At 64.8% G+C, this 13,325-nt stretch carries 11 protein-coding genes and 2 pseudogenes; 6 read left to right on the top strand and 7 right to left on the bottom strand.

From position 1 onward, the window contains the following. The 5 genes and pseudogenes from ON20_RS19055 to ON20_RS33265 form a co-directional block, all read right to left on the bottom strand. A partial coding sequence (locus tag ON20_RS19055; protein ID WP_040837231.1) for a hypothetical protein occupies positions 1 to 671 on the bottom strand: 671 nt, incomplete at its 3' end. Next, complete coding sequence (locus ON20_RS19050; RefSeq protein ID WP_051162817.1) at positions 668 to 2,392, bottom strand: carbamoyltransferase C-terminal domain-containing protein; 1,725 nt, start codon at positions 2,390 to 2,392, stop codon at positions 668 to 670. The genes ON20_RS19050 and ON20_RS19055, both read right to left, overlap by 4 nt. Before the next feature lie 397 nt (positions 2,393 to 2,789). Then, positions 2,790 to 2,895 (bottom strand): annotated as a pseudogene (locus ON20_RS35770) (transposase); the annotation flags it as partial. 315 nt (positions 2,896 to 3,210) lie between these two features. Further along, complete coding sequence (locus tag ON20_RS19045) at positions 3,211 to 4,086, bottom strand: phosphotransferase (RefSeq protein ID WP_051162815.1); 876 nt, start codon at positions 4,084 to 4,086, stop codon at positions 3,211 to 3,213. Then, positions 4,083 to 5,294: a helix-turn-helix transcriptional regulator gene (locus tag ON20_RS33265; protein WP_281032890.1), complete on the bottom strand. Its 1,212-nt coding sequence runs from the start codon at positions 5,292 to 5,294 to the stop codon at positions 4,083 to 4,085. The genes ON20_RS19045 and ON20_RS33265 overlap by 4 nt, the downstream gene beginning before the upstream one ends. 397 nt (positions 5,295 to 5,691) lie before the next feature. Here ON20_RS33265 and ON20_RS19035 point away from each other — a divergent pair, with 397 nt between their 5' ends. The 5 genes from ON20_RS19035 to ON20_RS33260 all read left to right on the top strand — a co-directional run bounded on the left by ON20_RS19035 (position 5,692) and on the right by ON20_RS33260 (position 11,619). Continuing rightward, complete coding sequence (locus ON20_RS19035; protein ID WP_083865048.1) at positions 5,692 to 6,858, top strand: cytochrome P450 family protein; 1,167 nt, start codon at positions 5,692 to 5,694, stop codon at positions 6,856 to 6,858. A 66-nt stretch (positions 6,859 to 6,924) separates the two neighbouring features. Further along, positions 6,925 to 8,190, top strand: coding sequence for a cytochrome P450 family protein (locus ON20_RS19030; RefSeq protein ID WP_040837229.1), 1,266 nt, complete (start codon positions 6,925 to 6,927; stop codon positions 8,188 to 8,190). Positions 8,191 to 8,263: 73 nt separating this feature from the next. Beyond that, positions 8,264 to 10,078, top strand: a complete 1,815-nt coding sequence (locus ON20_RS19025) for an acyl-CoA dehydrogenase family protein (protein ID WP_040837228.1) — start codon at positions 8,264 to 8,266, stop codon at positions 10,076 to 10,078. Next, on the top strand, positions 10,075 to 10,287 hold the full coding sequence (locus ON20_RS19020; protein ID WP_040837227.1) for a hypothetical protein: 213 nt from the start codon (positions 10,075 to 10,077) through the stop codon (positions 10,285 to 10,287). The genes ON20_RS19025 and ON20_RS19020 overlap by 4 nt, the downstream gene beginning before the upstream one ends. A gap of 222 nt (positions 10,288 to 10,509) precedes the next feature. Continuing rightward, positions 10,510 to 11,619: a hypothetical protein gene (locus ON20_RS33260; RefSeq protein ID WP_051162809.1), complete on the top strand. Its 1,110-nt coding sequence runs from the start codon at positions 10,510 to 10,512 to the stop codon at positions 11,617 to 11,619. A gap of 240 nt (positions 11,620 to 11,859) precedes the next feature. Here the strand turns inward: ON20_RS33260 and ON20_RS39945 are convergent, their stop codons facing one another. Continuing rightward, a complete protein-coding gene (locus ON20_RS39945; protein WP_281032889.1) occupies positions 11,860 to 11,994 on the bottom strand; it encodes a hypothetical protein in 135 nt (44 codons plus the stop codon). Positions 11,995 to 12,023: 29 nt separating this feature from the next. On the opposite strand from ON20_RS39945, the pseudogene ON20_RS41255 reads away from it, so the two are divergent. Continuing rightward, a pseudogene (locus tag ON20_RS41255) lies at positions 12,024 to 12,450 on the top strand (DUF8176 domain-containing protein); the annotation flags it as partial. On the opposite strand, the gene ON20_RS37415 reads toward ON20_RS41255, so the two are convergent. Further along, positions 12,410 to 13,183, bottom strand: coding sequence for an MmyB family transcriptional regulator (locus ON20_RS37415; RefSeq protein WP_040837226.1), 774 nt, complete (start codon positions 13,181 to 13,183; stop codon positions 12,410 to 12,412). The pseudogene ON20_RS41255 and the gene ON20_RS37415 sit on opposite strands and share 41 nt — an antisense overlap. Positions 13,184 to 13,325: the final 142 nt, after the last annotated feature.

The following is a 13,325-nucleotide window of genomic DNA, read 5'->3' as shown; positions in this document are numbered from 1 at the left end:
TCGTGTCCTTGCGCTGCTCCGATCCAGATCTCATGGCCGATCCGCCGCCACGCGGGGTAGGCATCCCATGCGCACTGGTAGTACTCGCGGAATGCGTCGTGCAGGAGCACGATCCCGCCCGTGTTCAAGGCCGTCTGAGCTACCAACAGACACCTCCTCCGCTTGCGGCCATCGACCAGAATCGCATCGAAACCCACCCCGAGCTGGGTGGGCTCCGCTACATATGAGTCGAGGTCGGCATGGCGATGGTCTTCGCAGCCTGCCAGGGCAGGCGTAAGCCTCCCGCCGTCGTAGACGAGGGCCGCCACTCCCCAGAATTGCTCCATTCCGGATGGTAGCGGCTGCTCATCGTCCCGTCGCAGCATCCGGTACTGGGACCACAGGCTCAGATACGGATCAACACGGGTCGTCATGAACTCCCTGTCGTGCTCAACCGTTATCCAGCGGAATGTATGCCCTCGCTCCGCGAGGCTGCGGGTGAATGTCAACGTGCTCAGGCCGCTACCCCACTCCAAGAAGCTCGCCGGCCGGTTGTTCCGGAGGCATATCTTCAGGAAGATCGCTTCGAGCAGGTCTGCGTCCTCCGGAGACATCCATGCCTTCGGGCTATCGCTGCCCTCACCAAGGGCAGCGACGCCTTCGCAGTAAAGATCCTCGTCCGCTAACTTCACCGAGCCTCCTTCGGCAGTTGCCCATCGTTACGGTCGGCTAACCAGGCCGCCCCGGTGCCCCATGCGGCGTCCTCGCCGAATACGGCATCGACCGCGCCCGCATCCAGCGCACGAAGCGCATCGTCGATGGTGAGCACAATGGGCTCCTCATGCAGATTGAAGCTGGTATTGATCAAAGCCACGCGGCCCGTCTGCCGCTCGTACTCCTCCAACACGGCGTGCATGAAGGGATCTGCTTCGTGCGTGATCACCTGCGGCCGGACGCTTCCGTCAGCGTGAATGACGGCGGGATGCCCTTGACGAAAATCAGGGTGGGTTACGTACGCCGTGGTCATGAACGGAGCACATCGGTCGTCCCTAGACCACCCCGACAGAGCCAATCTGGCTGCGCGGTCGGTCATCACCGGCGCGAACGGCATGAACTCCGTTCGATGGAGCCGCCGGTTCAGGTCGTTGTTTATCGTCGAGCGAGAGGCGTCGACCAGAATGCTGCGGTGGCACAGCGCGCGAGGGCCGAATTCACATGCGCCGCGAACCAGGCCGACCACTTGGAAATCGATCAGCTGAGCAACCAGCCACCGCACGGCTGATTTTGATGAAGCAAACCGCACCGATGGTTCACGGCTCACGCTCTCGCCGCATGGGCCGGGACCCAGCGCCATCCCGTCCCATCGGATCTTCGCCTGGCCAGTGCGTCGATGGTGGGACGCTGCCACTGCCCCCAAGGGGAGGCCGCCGTCGCCCATATTCGGCTGAACGAACATGGCTTCGACATCTGGGAGTTCACGGATGCGGCGATTCAGCTGTACGTTTGCCATCACTCCGCCTGCCAATGCGATCCGGCGAAGCCCTGTCCTTCCGACCCTGCTGGCAACCAATCGGCATAGCAGGTCTTCGACAAGGGCTTGGACGCCGGCCGCCAGGTCTTCCCGCTTGAACGTCAGCATGCGCTCGAGCGTCTTGGGAGGGATCTCTGAATCGCTCGGAATGAACCACTCGCCGGGATTGGCCTGGATCCGATCGTTCGACCACCCGACAAGTTCGGATAGGAACGGCATCGACTCGCTCGGGTCACCGTGGGCGGCAAGGCCCATGATCTTGCCTTCGTGGCGGTTGGTTCGGAAACCGAGAGCCGCAGTTACCTGACTGTATATATGTCCCAGGCTGTCGATACTCGAATACCACTCGAACTCATGCACACCACGGGCATCTCCACGGCTGAGCGTGATCGATTTCCTGTCTCCGCGACCGTCGGCCGTGACGACGAGCGCCTCGTCGAAGGGACAGAAGGCGAACGCAGACCACGCGTGGCTAGGGTGGTGTTCGTATGCTCTGATGCGATCTACCGGCACCCCGAAGGCGGCGGCCTCGGCGTACCCGGAATCGCGGATCGCCGCGTCACGTGAATGCTCCGTATCGAGCCGGGTTAGCATCACTTCAACGGCTCGACGGTCATCTGCCTGACGAGCGACGCGCTCGCATAGGCCGGGAAGTAGCTGGTTCGCGTTGTCGCCCCGAAACCAGCCGTAGGCCCACTCGTCGACATCGCGAAGCTTCAGTCCGGCGGAGTCCAGGAGATGCTGGATCGCATTGGCCGGGAACCCAGTCTGCTGCTTTTCCCGCGTGAACCGCTCTTCGGCAACCGCGCCAACTACTATTCCATCCACAGCGAGAACAGCGCTGGCATCCAGATCGTTTGCCCAACCGATCAGTATCGTCATCGGGCTTCCTGCCTGCGCGCGTCAATCGGCCGCCGGGCCAGGTGGCGACCATGCGATGCCGAACTGGAACACGGTGCCATAGTTCCCCCTGCCTCAAGATTCGGCACCCGAACATACGGGGCCCTTCCAGCTGAGTGATGGTACAGGCGTATTGCATTGTAAGCCAGGGTCTTTCACTGTATTTGCAGTTCACATGCGGTCGCGCCTGTTGGCATAGGGCGTACCGGCCCGGGTGCCGCCGGGTCATGTGGAGGCCCGGAGACTCCGCTCTCCGAGCACGGCAGGGCGCCCGCCGAACATCGCCCACGTTGGGCTTCCCGGAGACGCTCTTCTCTCGGGTACCCCAGAATGCGCTGCTCGCCGATGATCGCCTCATCACCGAGCCGAATACGTAACCGGGTGATGCCGAGGTCGATGTCGCCCGCGCTTTGTTTGGCCGGTCGTCCGGCTCGGACAAGGGCGACTGCTCTGCTCCGGAACTCGGGAGGGTAGGGACGTGGCATAACTGTCAGCCCTTCGCAGAAGGTCGTCAGTTAGCCACCTGATCTGGCCCAAGCGGTGGGGCCGGTCAATCCGCCTGAATCGTCGAGAGCACCCGGCTACGCTACCAGCGTCGCCGCTCGCCCAACCGCGCAGGTCAAAGCGATAAAAAGCTAGTGTTCCGCGCTACGAGCACGACAATCTGAAGGACGGAGCCAACACCCTTCGACCCGAAGGACGTCAGTTAAGTGTCCGAAACCCGCGCTATCGCCGGAAACCCGCGTTCTATGCAAGATGCCGTTCCCTCAAGGCCGGCGCGGCGCATGGGCTTCGCTGCGCTATGCGCTTGTCCAGCGTGCAGGTGTTGTGCGGTTTTGCATGCTTCGCAGTCGGGCGGTGAGTTCGGTGTGGGCGCGGGCATCGTCGCGTTGTGCGCGGCGGATGTAGCTGGTGAGGGTGTGCAGGTCGCGCATGCGGACCAGCGCGTCGAAGAGAGGTTCGCCGCGGGGGTCGTATCCGTAGGCGCGCAGAAAAGCGTTGATGTCGGCTTCCTGGATGCCGAACCTTCTGGCTTGCACCGTGTTGGCGAGGTCCAGCTCGCGCGGAGCGATCGAGGTTTCGTCCCAGTCACCGAGGAGTACCGTGTCGCCGGCCCAGAGGGTGTTTCCGGTGTAGGCGTCGCCGTGGACCATGCCTCGTCCCAGGATGGTGGGCAGGGTTCGATACTCGGCGATTAGCTGTTCAGCCTGCTCACTTAACCACCGTTGATCCTCCGTGGACAGCACCATTGGTGTGATATCGGGGGTGAGAATGCTGACGAGTCCGATTAGCGGCTCGTAATCGGGCAGCGGAAAGGGGGGTGCTGGGAGGGCGTGGAGGTGTGCCAGGATCTCGCCGAGTTGCTGTGGTGGTGGACGGTTGGTTCGGTGCTGGGGATAGTAGGTCCAGAACGTGACCGTCGAGCCGGCGACATCGATCGCGTGGTCGAAGGCTGGTTCGGTCACCGGCAGACCATGATCGGCGAGCCAGCGGGTGATGGTGAGTGAGGCTTTCGCGCGGAGTCCGGCGTGGTCGTTGCCGTTGATTCGGGCCACGACGCCGGTCGATGGTAGAAGGTAGACGGTGTTGCTGTGGGCATGTAGTAGCTCGGCGTCCTCGGCAGGGAATCCGGCCAGCTGGCACGCGGTGGACAGGATGTTGCGGGTGGGCGTCATCCCGGGTGCCGGGACGAGGTGAGCATGCTGATCTCCTCGCTGAGCTCGGTGATGATCGGGTCGTTGGCATAGTGGGTGTTCAACAGGGCGGTGTCAACCGCGCGCAAGCCATCGGCGATGGGCTGGATGCGTTGTTCGGCTGGTAGCCGGAGGACGGGTGTCAGGACCTCTTTGGCGCCGTCTAGCTCGCCCGAGTGGATGCGGCCGATCGCGACGTCGGCGCGGGCGAGTGCTTCGTCACCGTATGAGCGTTCGGTCGCGGGTCCGTTCTCGTAGGCAGATATAGCCTCCAGCGCCCACCGTTGGGCGTGATCGAATTCGCCCAGTAGTCGGTGGGTGGATCCGAGGTAGTAGGCCATTTTGCTGGGCGGAAATCGTAGTGCCCCGCCGAGCATGGTGAGGTCATCGTGGGCGGTAACTTCGGCGGCTTCTACGCTGCGCGTGATGGCATCGTGGGCTTCGTCCGGCCGTCCGACCCGGGCCGCGCAGCGGGCTTCGATTGCCGCCAGCCGTACCTGTTGCTCGCCGGTCGGTGCGATCGATGCGGCCTTGGCCGCGAGAGTCATGGCTTCATCCGGGCGGTTGTTCCATTCCCAGATCAGGGCGCGGGTGCCTGCGGACCACGCCTGTAGTCCAGGGTGCCCGAGATTGACCCCGATCGCTTCCGCGGAACGAGCGTGGCGCTCGGCGGCGTGGGGATGGCCGAGGTTTTCGGTGACGTGGGCGAGGAGATCGATTGTGATGCCGCCCAAGAGCACCAACTCGCGGGCCCGTGCCGGTGCTGGCCCCGTGCGCAGGGCGGCGCGGATCTCGCTGCGCAGTGCGCGCAGACGGTCGACCAGCGGAAGCGGAGTAGCGCAGACGAACTGACAGCCGATCGCGGTGAGTTCATCGGCGACCTGGGCGCTATCCAGTTGGCCGCCGGCTGCGATGACCCATTGGGCAAACTCGGCCGACTCCCGTGCCGCGGTTGCCAGATCGTCATTGCTGGTGGAGGAGCTTCCGCGATCGATGAGCTCGACGAGGCTGCCGCCGGCATCTAGGGCCGTGTCGATGCGGGAGGCGATATCCGGTGTCGGCGTGCGCTTTCCGCGCTCTATCCGGCTCAATGCGCCTCGGTCGTAACTGATCAGGCGGGCGAGTTGGTCGGCCGTGAGACCGCGTGCGGTCCTCAGCCGCTTCATTGCCGAACCGAACTCCCCGCTCACCAATACCCCTTTTTGCTTACCGTGCTGGGGCCATCTGTGGGCCAATTCTTTTGGCCCACAGATGGCCCCAGCAACCCCTGGTCAAGCACACCCCTGACCCGCCAGCATCGTAACCAGCACCCGGTCGGCGCGCTTGTCTCCGCGGAAATTCGGCAAGCGGCGGTGTCCAGTGTCGGCGCGAACCGTACACCTCACAGGGCTCGCGACGACAGCGCGCAGGACGCCGTTTCCGACGGGGTGCCTGTGAGTCGATCCCATTACGACAGATACTTCCCGATGCTTGGAGCGTGTTGTGAGCAGGCTATCTACCCAGCCCGGAACGGCTCGGGGGCCGGGAACCTCGGCACCTGAACCGGTGGTTATCCAAGGGTCACCGGTTGCGCCGGACGATCGCGCTGTGCCGCTGTACACCGCTGGGTTCGCTGCTGATCCGGCTCGCTGGTATCGGGAGTGGGAGGGCGAGTTCGGGTCGCTGGTTCCAGTGGAATTAGCTCCGGGGGTGCCGGCGACCTTGGTGCTGGGGCACCGGGAAGCGTTGAAGATTCTGCACAATCTCGATACCTTTCCCGCCGACCCGAGTGGGTGGCAGCGCCGCCTACCTCGGGACTGCCCGGTTCGGCCGATGTTGGAGGCAGGCCCGACACCGGCGCGGACCGTGGGGGTCGAGCATGCCCGGTACCGGGGAGCGCACGTCGCGGCGTTGGCGCGGGTCGATCAGCACATGCTGCAGGCCGACGTGGAACGGTATGCGGTCGCGTTGATCAACGCGTTTTGGCCCGTGGGGTCGGCGGAGCTGCGGGCGCAATTCGCCTACCCACTTGTGCTCAACACGGTAAACCAGCTCGTGGGTGTATCGGGGGATGCCTCGGCTGCGTTGACACCCGCGCTTGCGGCGCTGACCGATGTTCGCGATGTCGACGCTGCTGAAGCCGGACGGCGACTGCTGTACTCGGTGCTGTACGAGGTGGTACAGGGCAAGCAGGCGGCACCCGGCGAGGATGTGGCGTCGTGGCTGCTAGCGCACGAGGCGAGCTTGTCGGGGGCCGAGGTGGTGGCCCAGCTCGCACTGATCTATGAGATGGCTGTCGAACCCACTACGGCGTTGATCTTGAACACCGTCCGGTTGATCCTGACCGACGAGCGGCTTGCCGCCGCGCTGGGTGGAAGCCTGTCCACCCGCGAGGCCCTGGATGAGGCGCTGTTCACCGACCCGCCGCTGACGAACTGGTGCGTGCGGTACCCGCAAGTGCCGCAGTTGATGGACAACGGTGTCTGGTTGCCCGCGCATCAACCGGTGATCGTCGGTCTGGCCGATTGGCGCCGCGATCCTGTCGCTCAGACAGATCGCCGTGGTAACCGTTCGCATCTGGCGTTCGGTGCCGGGATTCATGGCTGCCCCGCCGACGGGATCGGGCTGCTGATCGCCACTGTGGCTATCGACCAGCTCATGGACGCCATTCCGGATATGCACCCGGCCGGGCAGCTGGTGTGGCAGGCGAGCCCCTTCCATCGGCTCCTGGCCGCGTTGCCGGTGGCTTTCGACCCTGTCCGGTTACTGCCCTAGGCGAAACACCCGCACCTTTCCCGCCCGGTCGTTGTGATGCACGTGTTGTAAGGAAAACGAGAAGCTATGCTCAGCCCCCAGTCACTGTCGCGCAGCGGCACCTGCTCAATCGAAGATCTCGGTCCCCGCACTCCGCTCTATACTCCCGCCTTCGCGCTCGCCCCCTACGCCGCCTACGAGCGCATGCGCCAGGGCGGGCGAACGCTGGCCCCGGTCGAACTCGCGCCGGATGTCCCTGCCACCCTGGTTATCGGCTACCACACAGCGGTGCGGATCCTCAATGATCCCGACCGGTTCCCGGCCGATCCGCGGGTGTGGCAGAAATCCCTGTCGGAGGATCATCCGCTACTGCCGATGCTCGGTTGGCGACCCAATTCGCTGCGCTGCGCCGGGAAAGAACATGCGATCTACCGCGGCGCGCTGCAGACCGCGTTGTCAGTAGTCGATTTGAATGCGGTTCGAGAGCGCACGATCCGGGTTGCTGCCTCGCTGATCAACCGGTTCTGTCAGGCCGGCGAGGTCGAACTGATCGAGCATTTCATCACTCCGCTGGTGTTCACGGTGCTCAACGAGACCGTCGGCTGCCCGCCCGGGATCGGCGAGCGGCTGCGTGTGGCGATCGCGGCGATGTTCGAAGGCGTCGATACCGAGCACGTGAACGCCGAAGTGGCGGCAGCGTTGTTCGAGTTGATCGAACTCAAACGCCGCACACCCGCCGCCGATATCGCGTCCTGGCTGGTGCACCGGTGCCCGAACCTCACCGATGAGCAGCGAATGCATCAGCTGGTCACTATCTACTCTGCAGGGATCGAGCCGGTGCGTAACCTGATCGCGAACACGATCCGGCGGATGCTGACCGCTGTCCGTTACCGCCACGACAACAGCATGTTCACGCCCCCGGTGCGCGATGCGGTCGAAGAAACCCTCGCCGACGACCCCCCGATGGCCAACCTCTGTAACAGCTATCCGCGCCAGCCGGTTCTGGTTGACCGGGTGTGGCTGCCGGCGGACCAGCCGGTGCTGGTGAGCATGGTCGCCTGCAACACCGACCCTGCGATCGTCGGCGACAAAGGCTGGACCGACAACAAATCGCATCTGGCCTATGGCAGCGGCCCGCACACCTGCCCGGATATGGCGCGGGAAATGTCGAAACAGATCGCGATCGAGGCCATCGCGCATTTCTTCGACGCCTTACCCGAAGCTGAGCTGACCGTTCCAGCCGACGAGGTCCCGTGGCGTACCGGCCCGTTTCACCGTGCCCCCGCGGCCGTGCCCGTCGCGTTCCCACCGACACCGCCGTTGATCATCGCGCCGGCATCGGCCCACCGATGACACCCAGGCGCTCGATCTTCGGCCGCTGCGCCCGTTATCCCCTGGATTCCGCACTACGGAAGCGAGTGACACCATGACCACCACCACTACCGATCTCGTCACCCCCGTCGGTTACCGCGGAGAGGACCCGACCGTCGGCGCGTTGCGTGCCGCGCTCTTCGGCGAGCATCTCGGCACTCAGCGCACCGCGATGGACATCATGCTGCGACTGGGCAACGTGGCTCCCGAAGGCGGCGTGACCTACGAGCAGGAGGCCGGTATCGGGCCGATCCTGTTGCCGTCGCTGCTGGCAGAGGTCGGGCTCCCGGCCCGCAAGATCGCCCAGGATGTTCACCTGCGGGGCGCGCTCTGCGACAGCGCAGCAATCGCCGCAACCCATGTGCTGACAGTGCTGAACGGGCACTTCGCGTTGACTACCCGCGCGATCCTGGAGCTGGGCAACGGCAGCGATTACCTGCAGCGATGCCTGGATGAGCTGGACAGCGGCGAGACGCTGGGCGTGTTCGCACACACCGAACTCGGCGGCACGAACCGTGCCGGTGATCTGCAGATGATCGCGGTGCGTGATGCTGCGGCCGGTGGTTACCGCCTCTATAGCACCAGCCTCGAGGCAGTCAAAGCGATGGCCAACCTCGCCGATCCCGACGTACCAACCATCGCCGTGTTCACAGCGCGGCTGATGGACAACGGTGAGGACCGGGGGGTGCTGGCGTTCGTGTCGCGTTTCCGAACCGTGGAGGACGGTCTGGCCGAGGGAGCAGAAATCCACATTCTGTCACCGAAACTCGGCTCAGCCATGCCACACGCCCTGATCAAACTGAACGGGCTGCTCGTCCCCGACAACGGAGTCCTGTGCGGGGAATGGGGCCGTTTCGACGACACCGGGGCCTTCGTCTCCGAGGTCCCGGTGCGCCAGCGGTTCCATCGAACGGTCGGGCCGTTGATCCACGGGCGCCTCGATCTGGGTATCGCGATGAACCGCAGCGCCGGGGCTGGGGCCGCGGCTGCGGTCGGGTTCACGGCTCAACGTCCCCACGGTGACAGTGACGTGTTGCAGCGCGATATCGTCACCGCCATCGCCGACACATATGTGTGTGGCGTGCTGGGGCGGATGGTGCGCGATATGGCGGCCGGACCCGATATCGAGCCGCCGCTGTCACTGTGGGTGTTGGTGATCAAACCACTGTTGACCACCCTCGCCCAGGACGCGCTGATCGTGTGCCGGGAACGGCTGGCCGCGCACGGGATTCTGCGATGCAACTACCTCCCGGATGCGATCGCCAACGCCTTCGGCGGGAAAACCGCCGAAGGCGACACTCGCGCTCTGCAAGTCACCGCGGGGCGGTATGCGAAAACACTGTGCATCCTCACACTTCCCGGGACACCGGCAGAGAAGCCGTGGTGGCTCGAGATGATCGTGGCTCGCGAAGACCACCTTGCCACCGATCTCTACCTCGCGACCGGCATCGACCGCGAAGAGTACAAGCCCGACGGGGATGCGCTGGGCCTGGACTCGCCGCGCGCCGATCTGGCCCACACCACCGGGATACGCCTCGCGGTGACCGCCGCGCTCATCGCCGCCGACACAGCCCTCGACCCCCACGCAGCCACAGTGATGCACTCCGTGGCCGCGGTGGTCGCACTGGAGTTCCTCGCTTCGCTCGGGACGTGGTTCCAGCGGCGGGGATTGCAGTCCGACCAGCGCGCGGCCGAGATCGAAACCGACCTGCTGCAACACCGCCGCGTCCTCATCGACAACCTGACCATCTTGGCTGCGGCGTTCGATATCCCGCAGCTGCCCGGAGCGCCGGTCTTCGCGCCGGATTACCTGCAGTCGTGGCGTGAACGCACCGGCTGGAACACCGACAGCTTCACTCAGCCGCAATGACCCTGGGACTGCGGTGGGGCTCGGGACCGGACCGGGACTCGTGGATGCGCCGCCACGGTGACTGTGCGAGCAGTGACACCGAGTTCGCCTCGCTGGGGGAAGCGATATTCGTCCGCACCACACACAGCGGACACGGCCCGCAATGCCTGCAATCCCTGGGCGCTGTCGCCTACCTCGGCGGCCGCGCCGACCCCGACGAGTACGAATAAGCACCCATTCGAAGTGGAGGTCGCTATGTCATCTCTTGAAGACGGTGTCCGCCGAGCCCGATTCCCCGCCACTACGCAGCACCGGACGAGGACCCGGTGCGTCGGCCTGTGTGACACGAGGGCCGGGAGTGGTCCGCCGGCGGGCCTGCCGCCCGTTCAGCTACGCCCGCGCCGAAACCCTCGGCGTGGGAGCGCTCGAGAAACCCTGTGATCGGAGGAAGCATGCTGTCTACCAGCTCATCCGACGCCCCTGACGAGAAGGCGCTGCGCCACCGGATCACCGTGTTGTCGCGTTCGTTGCGGGAGGTGACCGCTGTCGAGCACCTCCAGGAACCCCGGTACGTCGGCTACGACATCATCCGCGGCGCGGACGGCACCACCTATGGTCGCAAGAAAGCGATCTTGATGTCGGGTGGCTGTTCGGTGCCGACCTGCACGATGTGTCCGTTCACCAACTACAACAACTTCGGCCTACACGGCGCGAACGGAGAGGGACTGCGCGAACAGGTCGCCACGCTGCTGGCCCGCACCGACGAAGAGCCGGACTACGACATGCTCGCCCTCTACAATGACGGGTCGTTCTTCGCTCGCCGCGAAGTGCCGGCCGAGATACAACTCGACATCGCCCGGAAGGTTGCAGCCACTGGCGTGCGCCGCCTGGTCGTCGAAAGCCTGCCGCAGTTCCTATCCGCTGAGACCCTGGCTCCTTTCGTTCAGGCGCTCGGCGACGTGCAGCTCGAGGTGGGGATCGGGTTGCAATCGGCGGACCGGCTGGTCCGCGAAACCCTGGTCAACACCCGCATCACCCGCCGGTCGTTCGAGGACGCAGTGGCATTGATGCAGGCACACAATGTGGTCCCCAAGGTGTACTTGATGATCAAACCGCCGTTTCTCACCGACGGTGAGGCCATCACCGACGTGATCTCTTCCACGGAGTATCTGGCGGCGCTCGGGGTGGAGGGCGTCACCTTGTGTCCGACGAGGCTGGCGCCGAACACCGTTGCGTGGTGGCTATATCAGCGCGGGCACTACCGGGCACCGAACCTGTGGACCATCGTCGATGCCATCCGCGGCGTGCACACCATGGCCGCGGTGAGGGTAGCGCATATCAATCTGCGCGGCAGCGATTTCGACTCCGTGTACCCGGACTCCTGCGAACGCTGCGCTGACGCCATTCTCGACGGCCTGGTGTCCTACAGCATCAGTGGCAGCCTCGCCGACCTACCGAGTGCCTGCGACTGCCGACCCAGAACACGCGCGACCGACCTCGACTACAACGCCATTCTCACCCGCACAACGGCAACCCTCGACGCGTGCGAGCTGACCGCATGACGCGATCACCATTGACCCGAAACGATCAGGGCCACATCGCCTATGGTCTCTCCCCGCCATCGAAACCAGCACCGCGCCATATCGGGCGTTGGCTTCACGACTCGGGTGTCGACCGTGTTGAACGCAACCCTGTGGCCACACTCTCCCAGGCCCGGCCGGACATCAGAGTCCGAATCCGGGTAACGCTCCCACCGCCCGGCGTGGGCGGTCAGTCGTGTGGTGAGACCTGTCGGGCACAACTCATGGAACCTCACCGCGGCGTTCCCTGTCATAGCGTGCTTGCGGGTTCTCGTCGTCCTCGCTGCGCTCACCGCCCTGGCAAGGAGTGCGGCGCATCAGCGGGCCGAAAGCGATGACGGGCTGCGCTTTGCCCATCACACCGCGCCGCCACGAGCGACTGTGCGGAACAAAGCGCGCCAGAGCAGGTTTCCTGGGAATGGCCGGGCGGCACCATCGGCGGCCCTGATGTCATCCGGGCATTCCACTACGCCTACTACACGTTGCGATCCGGTACTGTGGCGCGAAGTCGTGGCCGCCGACGCGCGGGCTCCCTCTGCGGCCGATATCCAGGCAGGGATCGATTCGTTACCGGAGCACACCCTTGGGTACTGCGTCCAGATCACCCACGCAACCCGCCCCGATGGTGATGTGCACCGATATCGCGTGGTCAGGGCGAATCGACGAGACGCGCGTGGCCGCGATCGCGGTATGGAGCCCGCCGATCCGATCGCGCGAACCGATCGTCGGCGAGACCGAGCTGGTCCCCTCCCGAGTCGACGCCGAGATGCTCTCAGCAGGCGATCGCGGGTGTGCTGTAGAGGCCGTGGGTGATGAGGATGTCAGGGCATGCGCTGTATTCGTCGACTTCGAAGCTGAGGGACAGGTGCTTGTTGGCGCCAGGTACTCGTATTCCGGTCGGTGCCGAGCGGGACCATCGGTAGGTGACCTGCATGGGGGTGCAGTCCCAGACACGGCGGAAATCGGGGTGTGTTCGTAGTGTCCGGAACAGCGTTCGTGCTCGGGGCAGGTCGCGGTATCGGCCCAGTGCGGCGCGCACGAGGGTGACGACGTAGCGGAGTTCGTCTTCCCAGTCCTCCATGGTGTCGCGGCCGGCGGGCGAGAGTATCCACAGAAGGATGTTGTCGTCGGCCTCGGCGAGGCCGGGCATTACGCGGTGGAACAGGCGGTTGCCGTACAGGACGGTCTGCAGTGGGTCGAAGTAGGCGCCCAGGACTTCTTGGGCGTCGAGGTGATCGAGGTGGTGTTGGACGCCGAATTCGGTGAGGTGGCGGCGTAGCTCGGCAGCCGGCGGAAGAGCAGCCGACGGTTGGCACAAATCGTGCAGGTGCTGTCGCTGCGCGGTGTCGAGGTCGAAGGAGTCGGCCAGTTTGGCGAAGATACGGGGGCTGGGAGTGGTCCGTTTCCGGATGAGCTGGTGGAGGTAGGAGCCGCTGATCCCGGCTTGGTGGGCGGCGGATTCGCGGGAGAGGTGATGCTGGTGTCGTAGGTATTCGACCGAGTCGTGGAAGTCGGGCATGCCGGTGAGCACGGGTAGCTTGGGCATGTCACTGCGCTCGTCTCTGCGGCGGTCGGTGGGCGATGCCTGCCGGGCATGAAAGACAAGGTGCTGGTGCGGGGCGATGATGATCGAGGCGGATGAGGGTGGTTTCCATTCTTGTACTCCCTGCTCGGTCGGTCCCCGCTGG

Source organism: Nocardia brevicatena NBRC 12119 (assembly GCF_000308495.1).
GTDB classification, from domain to species: Bacteria; Actinomycetota; Actinomycetes; order Mycobacteriales; family Mycobacteriaceae; genus Nocardia; species Nocardia brevicatena.
Note: the sequence above shows the minus strand (reverse complement) of the source record. Positions and strands in the feature narration are given on the sequence as shown.

What these genes read in the sequence shown, in the direction of transcription:
- ON20_RS19020 (WP_040837227.1), top strand. Translation starts at nt 10,075, where the DNA reads ATGACCCTGGGACTGCGGTGGGGCTCGGGACCGGACCGGGACTCGTGG.
- ON20_RS37415 (WP_040837226.1), bottom strand. Translation starts at nt 13,183, where the DNA reads ATGCCCAAGCTACCCGTGCTCACCGGCATGCCCGACTTCCACGACTCG.
- ON20_RS19050 (WP_051162817.1), bottom strand. Translation starts at nt 2,392, where the DNA reads ATGACGATACTGATCGGTTGGGCAAACGATCTGGATGCCAGCGCTGTT.
- ON20_RS33260 (WP_051162809.1), top strand. Translation starts at nt 10,510, where the DNA reads ATGCTGTCTACCAGCTCATCCGACGCCCCTGACGAGAAGGCGCTGCGC.
- ON20_RS19045 (WP_051162815.1), bottom strand. Translation starts at nt 4,086, where the DNA reads ATGACGCCCACCCGCAACATCCTGTCCACCGCGTGCCAGCTGGCCGGA.
- ON20_RS39945 (WP_281032889.1), bottom strand. Translation starts at nt 11,994, where the DNA reads ATGGGCAAAGCGCAGCCCGTCATCGCTTTCGGCCCGCTGATGCGCCGC.
- ON20_RS19030 (WP_040837229.1), top strand. Translation starts at nt 6,925, where the DNA reads ATGCTCAGCCCCCAGTCACTGTCGCGCAGCGGCACCTGCTCAATCGAA.
- ON20_RS19025 (WP_040837228.1), top strand. Translation starts at nt 8,264, where the DNA reads ATGACCACCACCACTACCGATCTCGTCACCCCCGTCGGTTACCGCGGA.